Source organism: Pseudarthrobacter oxydans (genome assembly GCF_034258515.1).
Lineage (GTDB): Bacteria > Actinomycetota > Actinomycetes > Actinomycetales > Micrococcaceae > Arthrobacter.
Genome location: NZ_CP139438.1, coordinates 1,327,165 through 1,341,391, shown reverse-complemented (window position 1 = coordinate 1,341,391; position 14,227 = coordinate 1,327,165). Strand labels below are relative to the sequence as shown.

The window sequence follows — 14,227 nt, the reverse complement described above, 5'->3', positions numbered from 1 at the left end:
ATGGATTTTGGATTCATTCTTGCCAGCGCTGCAAGTGAAATTTTCAGCCCGACGACGGCCGCATACGCCCTGGCCGCGCTCGGGCTCGCCGTGCACTTCGGCTACTCCGGCCTGCTGAACTTCGGCCAGGCCGGCTTCATGGCGGTGGGAGCCTACGGCTTCGCCATCTCCACCCTCACCTTCGGTGTCCCGTTCTTCGTGGGACTGCTGATCGCCATCATTGCCTCCGCAATTTTTGCGCTGCTTCTCGGCATTCCCACCCTGCGGCTCCGGGCAGACTACCTCGCCATCGTGACCATTGCAGCGGCGGAAATCGTCCGGTACATCGTGACCACCAACCAGCTCACCTCGGTGACGGGATCGGCCAACGGGCTGGCGGCCTTCGAAGGCGGGTTCTACGCAATGAACCCGTTCCCTGAGGGCTCCTATTTCGGCATGAACAACCGAGACTTCTTCATCCGCGTGGTGGGCTGGGCACTGGTAGCCCTCTGCTGCACCCTGGTGTGGCTGCTGATGCGCAGCCCCTGGGGACGCGTCCTCAAGGGCATCCGCGAAGACGAGAACGCGGTCCGGTCCCTGGGCAAGAACGTCTATGCCTACAAGATGCAGGCACTCATTATCGGCGGCGTCCTTGGCGCACTCGCCGGCATGATCTTCACCCTCCCCCGCGGAGCGGTGCAGCCGGCCAACTACGGCACTGAGCTGACGTTCTTCCTCTACACCTGCCTCCTGCTGGGAGGCCTGGGCACCGTGCTCGGACCGGTCATCGGCGCGATGATCTTCTGGGTCGTGCTGTCACTGACCCAAGGCATCCTCTACGGCCTGATCGAGTCAGGGGCCATCACGTGGCTGAACACGGTCCAGGCCGGCCAGCTGCGCTACATCCTGGTTGGCGTCGCCCTGATGCTGCTGATGATCTTCAGGCCCCAGGGCGTCTTTGGAAACAAGAAGGAGCTGGCGTTCGCATGAGCATGCACAGCGAAGAACCCACACCGGCCGGTACGGGCGAGTTGGACTACATGACCGACACCCGGCCCATCGCGGCCGGAGAAGTGGGGCCCGGCTGCAAAAAGCGCGACCCCATCGTGGTGGCGGAAAATGTGACCCGCAGCTTCGGCGGCATCAATGCGGTGGACGTCGAGTACCTCGAAATCCCCCGCCACAAGATCACGGCGCTCATCGGCCCCAACGGCGCGGGCAAGACCACCCTCTTCAACCTGCTCACCGGCTTCGACACACCCAATACCGGTAAGTGGCAGTTCGAAGGCAAGAGCCTCGCCGGAGTGTCTCCCTACAAGGTGGCGCGGATGGGCATGGTGCGCACCTTCCAGCTCACCAAGGTCATGGGCAAGCTGACCGTGATGGAAAACATGCGCCTCGGTGCGGCAAACCAGCCCGGCGAGCGGCTGTCCAAGGCGCTGTTCAAAGGCATGTGGGGCGGCCGGGAGAAACAAATCACCGGCGAAGCCGACGTGCTGCTGGAGAAGTTCAAGCTCGACGCCAAGAAGGACGACTACGCGGCGTCGCTGTCCGGCGGCCAGCGCAAGCTCCTGGAGATGGCCAGGTCCCTCATGGTGCGGCCCAAGCTGGTGATGCTTGACGAACCCATGGCAGGCGTCAACCCGGCCCTGACCCAGTCGCTGCTGGACCACATCAAGAACCTCAAAGCCGAAGGCATGACAGTCCTGTTCGTGGAACACGACATGCATATGGTCCGCCACATCGCAGACTGGGTTGTGGTCATGGCCGAGGGAAAGGTGGTCGCGGAAGGCCCGCCCGGCGAAGTGATGAAGAACCCTGCCGTCATCGACGCCTACCTGGGTGCACACCACGACGTCGACCTCGGTGACTCCGAAGGCCTCAAGGAGCTTGCAGCCGAACTTGTTGCGGACGAGGAATCGATCGTCGGAACGGAAAATGCGGGCATCATCTCGCTCGACGTTGTGGCCAAGGAGGCGGACGAGGACCGCCCGGGCGGGGCCCGGGGCCGCCACGGCAGCACGGACACAGGCAACACAGGGAAGGACAGCCAATGAGCAGCACCAGCGCGGCACCGGCCGCATACCCGGTCATTGACGGGGATTCGGTGGTCAAGGTCACCGACCTTGTGGCGGGATACCTGCCGGGAGTCAATATCCTCAACGGCTGCAGCATCGAGGCCCGCAAAGGCGAACTGATCGGCATCATCGGCCCCAACGGCGCCGGCAAGTCCACCCTCCTGAAGGCGATGTTCGGCCTGGTGAAGGTCCATTCGGGCACGGTGGTGGTCCGCGGCCAGGACATCACCGGGCTGAAGGCGAACAAGCTGGTGTCCCGCGGGGTGGGCTTCGTCCCGCAAACCAACAATGTGTTCGCCACGCTGACCATCGAGGAAAACCTGCAGATGGGCATGTTCCAGCGGCCCAAGGATTTCGCCGAACGGTTCGACTTCGTGGCCGGCCTGTTCCCGGAACTGGGCAAGCGGCGCGCGCAGCGGGCCGGCTCGCTCTCCGGCGGCGAACGCCAGATGGTGGCCATGGGCCGTGCCCTGATGATGGACCCGGCCGTGCTGCTGCTTGATGAGCCCTCCGCGGGCCTCTCCCCCGTCAAGCAGGACGAGACCTTCCTGCGCGTCCATGAGATCAACCGCGCAGGGGTCTCGGTGATCATGGTGGAACAGAACGCCCGGCGCTGCCTGCAGATCTGCGACCGCGCCTACGTCCTGGACCAGGGCCGGGACGCCTACACCGGCACCGGCCGCGAGCTGATGAAGGACCCCAAAGTCATCCAGCTCTACCTCGGGACGCTGGCCGACACCGTCGAATAGCACCACCGCGCAAAGGAGCCCCCGTCCTCTTGGACGGGGGCTCCTTTGTGTATCAGGCGGGGCTGTTAGAGCTTGCCGAACTCTTCCTTGACTGCCTTGTACTTGTTGTCATCCTGGTACTCGTAGATGCCGATGTAGGCTTCCGTCGGGTCACCGGCGTCAGAGAACGTCACCGGGCCGGACTGGCCGTCATAGTCCGCATCCTTGCCCGCACGGATCAGCGTGACGCAGGAGGCGTAGGACGTGCACTTCTCGCCGCCTTGAGAGACTTCCTTGAGCTTGGCTGCAATATCCACGCCCTTGGTGCTCTTCGCCGACTCGGCTGCCAGCGCGATCAGGTTGACGGCATCGTAGGATTCACCGGCGTAGCTGTAGTCCTTCAGGGCGGGGTCGATGGCCAGCAACTTCTTCTTGAAGTTCTCCTGGGCGAAGGTGCCCGGGATGGTGCCCCGCGCGCCCTTCAGGGTGCCCGCCTGGAAGTCCTTGCTGTAGTCGGAGGTGTTGCCGTCCACCAGGAACATCTGGGTGGGCTTGACGCCCTTGCCCGTCATCAGCGGGACGATGCTCTTGGCCTGGTCAAAGGTGATCAGGGCGATGGCATCGGGCTTGGCGGCAATGACCTTGTCCACCTGGCTGCTGAACTGGGTATCGCCCTCATTGAAGAGCTCCTCTGCCACAACCTGGCCGCCGGCCGATTCAAAGGCCGACTTGATGTTCTTGGCCAGCCCGGTTCCGTACGCGTCATTGAGGACGATCATGCCCACGGTCTGCGCGCCGCAGGTGGCCATGTAGTTGCCGAGCACCTTGCCCTGGAGAACGTCGGAAGGCGCTGTACGCCAGTACAGGCCCTTGTCATCCCACGTGGTGAAGTCCGGGGAGGTGTTGGCCGGTGAGAACTGGATGACACCGGCGCCGGTGATCTGGTTGATGACCGTCTTGGATACACCGGAGGACGCTGCACCGATGATGGCACTGACCCCCTGGCCCAGCAACGCGGACGTGGACTGCGTGGCGATGTCGGTCTTGGTGTCACCGGAGTCGCGGTGGATTACTTCGACCGGCTTGCCCAGGACGCCGCCCGCCTTGTTGACTTCCTCGATGCCAAGGTTGACGCCGGCGATTTCGGGCGGGCCGAGGAAGGCCAGCGAGCCGGTGGTGGGAAGGAGCGAGCCAATCCGCAGCGGGGTTTCAGTAGTGGCGGTTGACGGCGGCACCGAGGGGGTGTCGGCAGCCTGGCTGGCGGCCGCGCCTCCGCCGCCCTCAGCTGCCGGACACGCGATTCCTGCCGCAGATCCGGTGGCGGAAGATTCGGTTGCCGTGGGTGTGGACGAACCGCCGCATGCCGTTGCCATGAAGGCAACGCCGATGCCAAGCGCTGTCAGCTTGGCAACACGGGTTCCCGCCTGGGGGAATAAAGTCATTTACGAGCTCCTCGATCTAAAGGTGCGAACGGCCTTTGACACGAAAAAACCAGGTGTTCCTGATTTAGTTTCAAGCTAATGCATATACACGGGGAAGATAAGTGACTGAGGTCACATCCTTATAACAGTAGTTGCATATGTGGAATTAAACGCCGGAAGCCGCCCGCTGCGTGCGGGCGGCTTCCGTTTCTTGGGCCCTTGGCCTGCTTTTGTACCCCAGGTGGGACTCGAACCCACAACACGCGGATTTTAAGTCCGCTGCCTCTGCCAATTGGGCTACTGGGGCGCCCGGTCAATGGTATCCCGTCAGACGAGCCTGAACGGTTCGGCGTACCGGAAGGTGCCGTGGACTCCACCCGGCCAGAGCGCGAGCGGCAGCAGCTGGAAGTGGTCTCCCCACGATTCCTCGGGCGGCAGGACCCCCAGCGACGTGGCGGGGACAAAACCAAACCGGGAGTAATACGCGGGGCTGCCAAGGAGGGCGATGCCGCTCTCCCCGGCAGCGTTCGCCCGGCTGATGGTCTCCTTCATGAGCGCCGAACCGATACCGTGCCGCTGGAGCCGCGGCGTGACCCCGAGGGGACCCAGGCCCAGCAGCGGGTGATCGCCCACCCAGCCCCGGGTGCTGATGACGTGGCCCACCACTCTGCCGTCCTGGACCGCCACCACACTGAACTCCGGCAGGTACTCCTCCGACCCGAAAAGCCCGCGCAGTACCCGCACCTCCGCCGACTCACCCTCCACGGGCAACCCCGTGACCGGCGAGACGGCGAAGGCATCAGCCGTGAGGGCCAGGATCGCTTCCCGGTCCTCCGGCCTTTCGTCCCGCAGCACCAGCTCCGACGGCGGCGCCTGCCGGCTCCGCGCGGAAAGCTCGGCAAGGACCTCCAGGGCCCGGGACGCATCCGCCACCGGCACCAGCAGGTGGTCATGGTGGAAGCCGGCCAGCACGTTGCAGCTGATCCTTGCCTCGGTGAGCGCCTTGCTGACAGCGGCGGTGAGGCCTACAGCCTCCAGGGCGGAATGCACCTGCAGGGTGATCCACGCACCCACGAAGTCGTAGGGCAGGCCTTCCCTGTCCGCCACCGCCCGGGGCAGCACCACCGTGAGGCCTTCCGCCTCGCGGACTGCCGCCTCAATGCCCTCCACCAGCGCCCTCCCGTAGGGCCACAGCACGTAGACGTATTCGCCGTCGCGCTGTACCGGATGCATCCCGGCCAACAGTGCCTCGAGGTTTTTTTCGCCAGTCATGGTGCCAGTCTAGAAGCCGGGCAACGCCGTCGGCGGGAAGTGCGGCCGGCCCGGACACATCCTGCCGGGCCCACGCAAACGGCGGCTGCCCCCTGGAAGGGGACAGCCGCCGTCGGACGTTGCAGCGCAGGGCGCGGCGCAGGCGCTATTTGGCCTTGGCCGAAACGGTTTCCTTGGCTTCGGCAGCGGCAGGTGCCGTCGCCGTGGAACCGGATCCGGCGGACACAGCCGCGGGCACCGGAGCGGGCGCCGGGGCCGGCGCAGCCGCCGGCTTGGGTGCCGGGGCGGCTGCTGCCACGAAGGCGCCCCGGGGGTTGTCCAGGTCCAGCAGCTGGGTGGTGTCGCGGCCGGCAAAGAAGGCGATGACCCAGTTCAGGATCACGCGGAACTTGCGCTCGAACGTAGGCATGGCCAGGCCGTGGTAGCCACGGTGCGCAAGCCACGCGAGGCCGCCCTTGAGGCCGATGCTGCCAACCAGGTTGATGTTGGCGACGCCCTTCCACTCACCGAAGCCGGCTACAGCGCCCAGGTTCTTGTGCTTGTAGTCCTTGAGCGGCTTGTCCCAGCGGGAAGCCCACAGGTTCTTGGCGAGGCGCTTGGCCTGGCGGAGGGCGTGCTGGGCGTTGGGGACGCAGGTGCCGTCCGGGAGGCCCTTGCCGGTGAGGTCCGGAACAGCCGCGACGTCGCCGGCGGCCCAGGCGTTCTCGATGATGCCTTCGTCACCGGCGATGCGGAGGTCCGGCAGGACGCGGACGCGGCCGCGGGGCTCGAGCGGGAAATCGGTGGAGCGGACCATGGGGTTGGCCTGCACGCCGGCGGTCCACACGAGGGTGTCCGCTTCGAACTCCTGGGCCGGGGACTTGTCCGGAAGGTTGATGAGCTTGAGGGTGCCTTCGGCACTGTCCAGCGAGGTGTTCAGGAGCACCTCGATGCCGCGGCTGCGGAGGTGCTCCACAACCCACTCAGCCTGCTTTGCGGTGACCTCGGGCATGATCCGGCCCATGGCCTCAACCAGGACGAAGCGGACTTCCTCCTGCTTGATGCGCGGGTTGTTCCGGACGGCGGCCCGGGCAAGGTCCTCCATCTCGGTGATGCATTCGATGCCGGCAAAGCCGCCGCCGACCACCACGAAGGTGAGGGCCTTGGCGCGGGCAGCGGGATCGGTCATGGTGGAGGCCAGTTCGATGCGCTCCAGGACCTTGTTGCGGAGGGCAACCGCTTCCTCGATGGTCTTCAGGCCGATGCCCTTGTCCGCGAGTCCCTTGATGGGGAACGTACGCGTGATGGCGCCGGCCGCCAGGACGACGTCGAAGTACGGAACCTCGAAGGGAGCCCCGCCGTCGGCGGGAGCCACAACCGCGGTGCGGTTCTCGTGGTCGATCGAGGTAACGCGGCCCTGGATCAGTTCGGTCTGCTGGAGGTGCTTGCGGTGGGAGACCACAGCGTGGCGGGCCTCGATGTTTCCGCCGGCTACCTCAGGGAGGAAGGGCTGGTAGGTCATGTAGGGCAGTGGATCCACGAGGGTGACGATGCCACCGGCATTCGCGATCTTCTTCTGCAGTTTGAGTGCTACGTACAGGCCGACGTACCCGCCGCCGACGACGAGTACCCTGGGACGGTCCTGGAGCTCTGGGGTGGTTGCCATGGGTTTAAGAATACAACAGTTTGTGAAAATCTTCACTAACTGGGAGTTCGGCCCGTAATCTCAGGTTTTCCGCGGGATTCCACCCTTTGGACAGCCCCCGTTTCCGCTTCTTCACTGAGCAGGGCGGGGTTCCTGGCGGCCCGGCGCAGCTGGACCGCGGCGGCCGCGATGATCGCCACGAACAGCACGGCAAAGCCAATGACGACGGCGGCGCCGATGGCACTGTCACGCTTCGAGGGCGCCTCAGCTGCAGGCACCGTTGCTTCGGGCAGCGTGGGGACTGCGCTGGGAACGTCGGTGGTGGGCAGCGGCGCGGGAGAAGCCAGGTTTCCCCTGCGGTGGACCCTGATCCATTCGGCGATGGACCCCAGCGGGTTGCCGGTGACTTCCGGGACATCGTCCTTCAGCGCCGCCTCGGCGTTCAGCACGCCAAAGCCGTACAGCGGATCCTTCCCCGGCGCCCCGGCATCCTTGGCCGTGGACACAATCCTGTTGATCACCTGCTCTGCGCTCATGGCCGGCCACTTGGAGCGGATCAGTGCCGCCACGCCGGAAACAATGGGGGCACTGCCGGACGTTCCGGCCCATTCGGCGTAGCCACCGCCCGGAAGGCCGCCCAGCAGGTTCTCCGCCGGGGCGGCCACGCCGATACTGATGCCCTGGGAGGAGGCGTCAACGCTGGCCACGCCTTTGCGGTCCAGGCCGGCGACCGTGAGGACGCCGGGGATGGTGGCCGGAGCCCCCACCTGGATGTTGCCGCCCACCCGGTTTCCGGCAGCCGCAACGATGACCACGTCCTTCTGCTCGGCGTAAAGGAACGCCGCATCCCAGCTCTGGGGCCACTGCGGAGTAGTGCTGCCGAGCGAGATATTGATGACCTTTGCCCCGTTGTCCACCGCCCAGCGGACAGCTTCCGGGATCTGGTCCTGATCGCTCTTGCCGGAGGGGTTGGTGGAACCCAGCCACGTGGAGACGGAGAGGAGCTGCGCCTCGGGTGCCACGCCTACGATTCCTTCCGGGGGCAGGCCGGCCGGGCCGGGCGCCGGGCTGGGGCTGGCACTGGCCGGCTGGTGTCCGCGTCCGGCAAGCATCGTGGCCACCAGGGTGCCGTGTTCCGGCTTCACGCCCACGCTTTTCTGTCCGTCCGGCTGGCCCGAGCCGGAGGCGTCGTAGCCGCCGATCACGGCGCCCTTCAGGTCAGGGTGCTGCGCGTCAATGCCGCTGTCGATGATGGCCACCTTGACCCCCGCACCCTTGGAAACTTCCCAGGCCTTGGTGATGCCGGACTCAGGAAGCCAGTACTGCTTGTCCCGCCATTCGTCCGCGTGCGCTGCGGGAGCGGCGAAAAGGCCGGTACCCAGGCAGCAGGCAGCCAGGAGCAGGGCAAGCAGCGCTGCGGCGGCACGGCGAAGCGGGGGCGTTGCCCGTGGAATGAAGTAGTGCATCCGTTCAGCCGATGCTCAGGGCGATGCCGTCGAGGATGTCGTGCTCACTGGCGGTAGCTGTGGCGACGCGGCCGCCGGTCAGCTCCCCCAGCTGTTCCAGGATGCGCCGCCACACCAGCCCTCCGGCACCGATCACGTCGACCCGCCCGGGGTGCATGTAGGGCAGCGCGGCCCGCTCCGACCTGGTCATCTCCAGAAGGCCGGTGGAGGCCGCCCGGACGGTTTCCAGGGGCAGTTCGGTGCCGTGGATTGCAGCCGGCGAGTACTCGGCCAGTCCGAGCGCGTGTGCGGTGATGGTGGTGATGGACCCGGCAACACCGACGACGGCGGTGGCGCGTTCCAGCGGCACGTCGCGGCGGGCGCGGGCGATGGCTGCGTCCACGTCCGCTTCGGCGTCCGCTATCTGTTGGGCAGTGGGGGGATCGTCCTGGAGGTGCCGCTCAGTAAGGCGGACGCAACCGATATCCACGGACTTTGCGGCCGTGACCCCGGCAGCCGTACCCAGGACGAACTCGGTGCTGCCGCCGCCCAGGTCCACCACCAGCACCTCGTGTCCGTCCAGGATGGGCAGCACGCTGCTGGCTCCGGCGAAGGACAAGGCGGCTTCCTCGTCGCCGGAGATCACTTCGGGCTCCACGCCAAGCAGGTCGCGGATCCCGTCAACGAAGACCTGCCGGTTGCGTGCGTCGCGGCTGGCCGAGGTTGCAACAAAACGGACCCTGGCGGCGCCGTGGTCGCGGATGAGCGCAGCATAGTCAGCGGTTGCCGCAAACGTGCGCTCCAGCGCCTCCGGTGCCAGCTCGCCCGTTGCGTCCACCCCCTGACCCAGCCGCACCACGCGCATTTCCCGCACCACGTCCTTGAGCGAGGTGGTGCCGTTGGTCCGTTCAACGTCGGCAATCAGGAGGCGGATGGAGTTGGTGCCGCAGTCAATGGCCGCAACGCGTGTCACTCCGCGGCTCCAGCCGTGCCGGCGGATTTCCGCACCGGGGCCGGCCGGCCCACGATGTCCGGCAAACCCTGCGGCCCGTGGCGGCTCAGGTCCCTGGACGGTGCCTCTCCCGTGGTGTCCCAGGCGCCGTCGCAGTAGCACCTGTCCGCGGTCCACCATTCGGTGATGCCGGCCAGCGCCTGGTCCCCGAGCGGGTTGACCCCGGGCCCGGCGGCCAGGGAATGCCCCACCAGGACGTGCAGGCATTTGACGCGCGTGGGCATGCCTCCGGCGGAGATACCGTCAATTTCGGGGACAGCCCCGATGCCGGACCGCTCCCCGATGGCGTCGCGGGCCGCGAGGTAGTCTTCGTGTGCTGCGCGGTAGGCCGCGGACAGTTCTTCATCACCGGCCAGCTGCTCATTCATCTCGTTCATGACGCCTGCGGCTTCGAGCCGCGACACCGCTGAGGTGATGACCGGGTGTGTCAGGTAAAAGGTGGTGGGAAACGGAGTCCCGTTGCTGAGCCGGGGAGCCGTGGCGGCCACGAGCGGATTGCCGCAGACGCAGCGGGCAGGAATTTCCACCACATCACGGACCGGCCGTCCCAGCTGGCGGCTCAGGACTTCAAGATCGTGCGCTGATGGTTGGCGGGATTCGTCCCGGGCGGCTGCCGTGTTGTGTTCCACTGTGGCGGGCCGTCCTTCCTGTTGCGGTTCAGTCTGTAGCCGCGCGCGTAATGGACTCCCACAGGGAATCCACCCACGGCAGATCGGCGGGGTCTTGTGTTGCTGCACCGGCCTGGCTGCTGGTTTCTCCGGCCGGCAGATCGCTGCCGAAGACCCAGTAGCCGGTTTCTCCCGGCATAACCATGTTAATGCGGTCGCGGGCCTGCTGCTTCACGTAGTTGGGGTCCTGCCAGCGGGACACCTGCTGCCGCAGGGTGTCGCCTTCCGCCTGGCGGGCAGCGATATCGGCATTCAGCGCGTCAATCTCGGCCTTCTTGTCGAAGAAGATCTTCACTGTGGGCGCAAGCATGATGGTGATGGCAATCATCACCACGGCCAGCGCCAGCATCCGCCCGGAGAACGCCTTGGCCGGTACCGGCTGCTGGTCTTCGTCGTCTGCGGGAGCCGCCGGGCCTGCCTTGCCGTCGGTGGCGCTGCTGCCCTTGCGGCGGGCCTGTTCAGGCCCCTTGCGGGAGGCCTGGTCCCGGCGCCCGGCTGCGGTGCCGGCCGGTTGTGCGCCGGCCGCGTCTCCTGCCGTCGTGTCCTTGCCCGGGCCGAAGTCCGCGAGGATGACGTCCGCGCCCTCGGGGGCTTCCTTTGCGGCGCGGGATGGGGCGACCTTGGGAACTTTGGGACGGCGGGTAGCCATGACACTCCTGAAACGCGCAGCCTGCCTGGGCCGCCACTATCTGGGCTGAAACAAATGCTGCCGAAACAGCAACGGTGGCTATGGTCTTTCAACCATAGCCACCGTTGTTTGCTTTACGCGGCTACTAGCCCTTGAAACGCGGGAACGCGCTGCGGCCTGCGTAGCGGGCGGCGTCGTCGAGTTCCTCTTCGATGCGCAGCAGCTGGTTGTACTTGGCCACGCGCTCGGAGCGGGCGGGGGCGCCGGTCTTGATCTGGCCGGCGTTGGTGGCCACCGAGATGTCGGCGATGGTGGTGTCCTCGGTTTCGCCGGAGCGGTGCGAGGTGATGGTGGTGTAGCCGGCACGCTGGGCCAGGCTGACGGCGTCGAGCGTCTCGGTCAGGGAACCGATCTGGTTGACCTTCACCAGGAGAGAGTTGGCGGTCTTGGTGTCGATGCCGCGCTGCAGGATGGAGGGGTTGGTGACGAAGAGGTCGTCGCCCACCAGCTGCACCTTGTCGCCGATGGAGTCGGTGAGGGTCTTCCAGCCGTCCCAGTCGTTCTCGTCCAGCGGGTCCTCGATGGAGACCAGCGGGTAGTCCGCCACGAGCTCGGCGTAGTAGGCGCTCATCTCGGCGGAGGTCAGGGACTTGCCTTCGAACTGGTAGGCGCCGTCGGTGAAGAACTCCGAGGAGGCCACGTCCAGGGCCAGCGCGATGTCCTTGCCCGGGGTGTAGCCGGCGTTCTTGATGGCTTCCTGGATCAGGTCCAGTGCTGCACGGTTGGACGGCAGGTTCGGTGCGAAGCCGCCTTCGTCGCCCAGGCCGGTGGCGAGGCCCTTTTCCTTCAGGACGGACTTGAGGGCGTGGTAGACCTCAACGCCCCAGCGGAGGCCCTCGGAGAAGGTCTCGGCACCCAGCGGCACAACCATGAATTCCTGGATGTCGACGTCGGAATCCGCGTGGGAGCCGCCGTTGAGGATGTTCATGAGCGGCACGGGCAGGACGTGCGCGTTCGGTCCGCCGAGGTACTTGTAGAGGGGCAGGTCCGCGGAGGCGGCGGCTGCGTTGGCAACGGCCAGGGAAACGCCCAGGATGGCGTTGGCGCCCAGCTTGCCCTTGTTCGGGGTACCGTCCAGGTCCAGCATGGCCTGGTCGATGCTGCGCTGGTCGGTGGCGTCGAAGCCGGTCAGGGCCGGAGCGATCTGGTCGATGATCGCGTCCACGGCCTTCTGGACGCCCTTGCCGAGGTAACGGCCCTTGTCGCCGTCGCGCAGTTCAACAGCCTCGTGCTCACCGGTGGAAGCACCGGAGGGAACTGCGGCGCGGCCGATCTGGCCGTCGGAGAGCAGGACCTCAACTTCTACGGTCGGGTTGCCACGGGAATCGAGGATCTCGCGGGCGTGGATGGCATCGATAAGCGCCATGAATTTTGCTCCTTATGGGCGATTAACGGGGGGATCTTGCAGAAAGACTCGACGTACTCGTCACAGACCAGCGTAGTCGAGAGTGGTCCGGGTTACGGAAAACTATCCACCCCCGGACGTCATGATGGTGCGGCTAACTTTGTTGGTGCTGCTGCGGGACGTGCTGCTGGTAGTTCCGCACGGCGCCGCGGAGGGCGCGCTCAGCGTCGAATCCGTTGGCTTGTGCGGCGCGTACGACGGCGAGCAGCAGCTCGCCGAGTTCTTCTTCCGTTTCCGGGATGGGAGCCTGTGCAGGCAGTTCGACACCGGCCCTTGCCGCCCGGTCGATGGACTTCTGCGCCCTCGCGAGCGCCGGCAGGGCCAGCGGGATCCCTTCGAACGGATCCTGCCGCTCCGGCCGCTCCGCCCGCTTCACCGCATCCCACTTCTGCACGATCTCCTCGACCGTTGCGGGAAAGCTGTCCTGCAGTGAGCCGTCCGGGCGGAACACGTGCGGGTTGCGGCGGACCATCTTGGCACCCAGGCCGCGCGCGACGTCGTCGAACGTGAAGGCGCCGCGCTCCTCAGCGAGGCGGGCGTGCAGGACCACCTGAAGCAGGACGTCGCCCAGCTCGCCCTGGAGCTCGACGTCGAAATCCTTCTCCGCCGGCACGCCGGCCTCGATGGTCTCGGCCACCTCGAACGTCTCTTCCAGCAGGTATTCCACCAGGGAGGCGTGCGTCAGGGCGCCCATCCACGGGCAGTGTTCCCGCAGTTGCGCTATGACCGCCACCAGTCCTTCGGCGGGAGTTTCAGCCAAGGTTCGCGTAGGTGTCGTTGATGTACTCCACCAGGGCTTCCTTCTCCTCGAGCGGCAGGAAGGCAGCCTCGGCCGCGTTGAGCGTCAGCTCCAGCAGGTCATCGAGGTCGTAGTCGAAGGTTTCCACCAGCAGTTCGAACTCGTCGGTCAGGGTGACACCGCTCATCAGCCGGTTGTCGGTGTTGATGGTGACGTTGAAGCCGAGCTGGTAGAGCATGTCCAGGGGATGGCTTTCGATGCCCTCGCCGAACCCGGCGATCGCACCGGTCTGGAGGTTGGAGGAGGGGCAGATTTCCAGGGCGATGCCGCGGTCGCGGATCCAGCTGGAGAGGTCGCCCAGGGTGACCAGGCCAATCGTGTCCTCTGCATCGTCGTCGAACTCCACCATGATGTCCTCGGCAATCCGGACGCCGTGTCCCAGCCGCAGGGCGCGGCCGTCCACCAGGGCGGACTGGATGCTGTCCAGCCCGGCGGCCTCGCCGGCGTGCACGGTGGCCGGGAAGTTCTGCTGGGCCAGGTAGGTGAAGGCGTCCCGGAAACGGGAAGGCAGGAAGCCGTCCTCGGCTCCGGCGATGTCGAAGCCGACTGCGCCCTTGTTGCGGTGGCGGACGGCGAGTTCAGCGATCTCCTGCCCGCGGTCCGCGTGGCGCATGGCGGTGATGAGCTGGCCCACCTGGATCTCGCGTCCGCTCTCCCCTACGGCTTCGACGCCGGCTTCGAGTCCTTCCTGCACGGCCTCCACCGCCTGGTCCAGCGTGAGGCCCTTCTGGAAGTGCTGCTCGGGCGCCCACCGGACTTCGCCGTACACCACGCCGTCGTCAGCGAGGTCCTCAACGAACTCCTTGGCCACCCGGAACAGGCCTTCGTGGGTCTGCATGACGGCAACGGTGTGGTCAAACGTTTCCAGGTAGCGGACCAGCGAGCCGGAGTTGGCGGACTCCCGGAACCATTCGCCCAGCGCCACGGGATCGGTGGAAGGCAGCGTGTGGCCAACGGCCTCGGCCAGTTCGATGATGGTGGCCGGACGCAGTCCTCCGTCCAGGTGGTCGTGGAGGGAGACCTTGGGGAGGTTCTTCAGGTCGAAATCGATGGCAGGGGCAGCGTCAACAATGGGCTCAGTCACCTTCCCACCTTAGGGTGGGCGGGA

13 protein-coding genes and 1 tRNA gene are annotated in these 14,227 nt (G+C 66.2%); 3 read left to right on the top strand and 11 right to left on the bottom strand.

Annotated features, from left to right (window positions below; genetic code table 11):
* The 3 genes from SMD14_RS06155 to SMD14_RS06145 are packed head-to-tail and all read left to right on the top strand — an operon-like array spanning window position 1 to window position 2,806.
* The gene (locus SMD14_RS06155) at window positions 1-969 is read left to right on the top strand and encodes a branched-chain amino acid ABC transporter permease (RefSeq protein WP_157238738.1); all 969 of its coding nucleotides are present in this window, start codon (window positions 1-3) and stop codon (window positions 967-969) included.
* On the top strand, window positions 966-2,036 hold the full coding sequence (locus tag SMD14_RS06150) for an ABC transporter ATP-binding protein (protein ID WP_157238739.1): 1,071 nt from the start codon (window positions 966-968) through the stop codon (window positions 2,034-2,036). The genes SMD14_RS06155 and SMD14_RS06150 overlap by 4 nt, the downstream gene beginning before the upstream one ends.
* Window positions 2,033-2,806, top strand: coding sequence for an ABC transporter ATP-binding protein (locus tag SMD14_RS06145; RefSeq protein WP_321215718.1), 774 nt, complete (start codon window positions 2,033-2,035; stop codon window positions 2,804-2,806). The genes SMD14_RS06150 and SMD14_RS06145 overlap by 4 nt, the downstream gene beginning before the upstream one ends.
* Window positions 2,807-2,871: 65 nt before the next feature.
* Here the strand turns inward: SMD14_RS06145 and SMD14_RS06140 are convergent, their stop codons facing one another.
* The 11 genes from SMD14_RS06140 to SMD14_RS06090 form a co-directional block, all read right to left on the bottom strand.
* Complete coding sequence (locus SMD14_RS06140; RefSeq protein WP_157238741.1) at window positions 2,872-4,227, bottom strand: ABC transporter substrate-binding protein; 1,356 nt, start codon at window positions 4,225-4,227, stop codon at window positions 2,872-2,874.
* A gap of 212 nt (window positions 4,228-4,439) precedes the next feature.
* Window positions 4,440-4,513, bottom strand: a tRNA-Leu gene (locus SMD14_RS06135).
* A gap of 20 nt (window positions 4,514-4,533) precedes the next feature.
* On the bottom strand, window positions 4,534-5,478 hold the full coding sequence (locus tag SMD14_RS06130; protein ID WP_321215717.1) for an N-acetyltransferase: 945 nt from the start codon (window positions 5,476-5,478) through the stop codon (window positions 4,534-4,536).
* A 145-nt stretch (window positions 5,479-5,623) separates the two neighbouring features.
* Window positions 5,624-7,123 (bottom strand): FAD-dependent oxidoreductase, encoded by a 1,500-nt coding sequence (locus SMD14_RS06125; protein WP_321215716.1) that lies wholly within the window; start codon window positions 7,121-7,123, stop codon window positions 5,624-5,626.
* A 35-nt stretch (window positions 7,124-7,158) separates the two neighbouring features.
* Window positions 7,159-8,568, bottom strand: coding sequence for a S8 family serine peptidase (locus SMD14_RS06120; protein ID WP_157238744.1), 1,410 nt, complete (start codon window positions 8,566-8,568; stop codon window positions 7,159-7,161).
* Between the two features lie 4 nt (window positions 8,569-8,572).
* Complete coding sequence (locus SMD14_RS06115; RefSeq protein ID WP_321215715.1) at window positions 8,573-9,520, bottom strand: Ppx/GppA phosphatase family protein; 948 nt, start codon at window positions 9,518-9,520, stop codon at window positions 8,573-8,575.
* Window positions 9,517-10,188, bottom strand: coding sequence for a DUF501 domain-containing protein (locus SMD14_RS06110; RefSeq protein WP_321215714.1), 672 nt, complete (start codon window positions 10,186-10,188; stop codon window positions 9,517-9,519). The genes SMD14_RS06115 and SMD14_RS06110 overlap by 4 nt, the downstream gene beginning before the upstream one ends.
* Before the next feature lie 28 nt (window positions 10,189-10,216).
* A complete protein-coding gene (locus tag SMD14_RS06105; protein ID WP_157238745.1) occupies window positions 10,217-10,876 on the bottom strand; it encodes a septum formation initiator family protein in 660 nt (219 codons plus the stop codon).
* Window positions 10,877-11,000: 124 nt separating this feature from the next.
* Window positions 11,001-12,281, bottom strand: coding sequence for a phosphopyruvate hydratase (gene eno / locus SMD14_RS06100; RefSeq protein ID WP_157238746.1), 1,281 nt, complete (start codon window positions 12,279-12,281; stop codon window positions 11,001-11,003).
* A gap of 133 nt (window positions 12,282-12,414) precedes the next feature.
* Window positions 12,415-13,014 (bottom strand): MazG nucleotide pyrophosphohydrolase domain-containing protein, encoded by a 600-nt coding sequence (locus SMD14_RS06095; protein ID WP_321216228.1) that lies wholly within the window; start codon window positions 13,012-13,014, stop codon window positions 12,415-12,417.
* Between the two features lie 58 nt (window positions 13,015-13,072).
* The gene (locus tag SMD14_RS06090; protein ID WP_321215713.1) at window positions 13,073-14,203 is read right to left on the bottom strand and encodes an adenosine deaminase; all 1,131 of its coding nucleotides are present in this window, start codon (window positions 14,201-14,203) and stop codon (window positions 13,073-13,075) included.
* Window positions 14,204-14,227: the final 24 nt, after the last annotated feature.

Bases quoted from the DNA above. Each gene is read 5' to 3' on its own strand.
- SMD14_RS06155 (WP_157238738.1), top strand. From the start codon at position 1: ATGGATTTTGGATTCATTCTTGCCAGCGCTGCAAGTGAAATTTTCAGC.
- SMD14_RS06150 (WP_157238739.1), top strand. From the start codon at position 966: ATGAGCATGCACAGCGAAGAACCCACACCGGCCGGTACGGGCGAGTTG.
- SMD14_RS06145 (WP_321215718.1), top strand. From the start codon at position 2,033: ATGAGCAGCACCAGCGCGGCACCGGCCGCATACCCGGTCATTGACGGG.
- SMD14_RS06140 (WP_157238741.1), bottom strand. From the start codon at position 4,227: ATGACTTTATTCCCCCAGGCGGGAACCCGTGTTGCCAAGCTGACAGCG.
- SMD14_RS06130 (WP_321215717.1), bottom strand. From the start codon at position 5,478: ATGACTGGCGAAAAAAACCTCGAGGCACTGTTGGCCGGGATGCATCCG.
- SMD14_RS06125 (WP_321215716.1), bottom strand. From the start codon at position 7,123: ATGGCAACCACCCCAGAGCTCCAGGACCGTCCCAGGGTACTCGTCGTC.
- SMD14_RS06120 (WP_157238744.1), bottom strand. From the start codon at position 8,568: ATGCACTACTTCATTCCACGGGCAACGCCCCCGCTTCGCCGTGCCGCC.
- SMD14_RS06105 (WP_157238745.1), bottom strand. From the start codon at position 10,876: ATGGCTACCCGCCGTCCCAAAGTTCCCAAGGTCGCCCCATCCCGCGCC.
- eno (WP_157238746.1), bottom strand. From the start codon at position 12,281: ATGGCGCTTATCGATGCCATCCACGCCCGCGAGATCCTCGATTCCCGT.
- SMD14_RS06095 (WP_321216228.1), bottom strand. From the start codon at position 13,014: ATGGGCGCCCTGACGCACGCCTCCCTGGTGGAATACCTGCTGGAAGAG.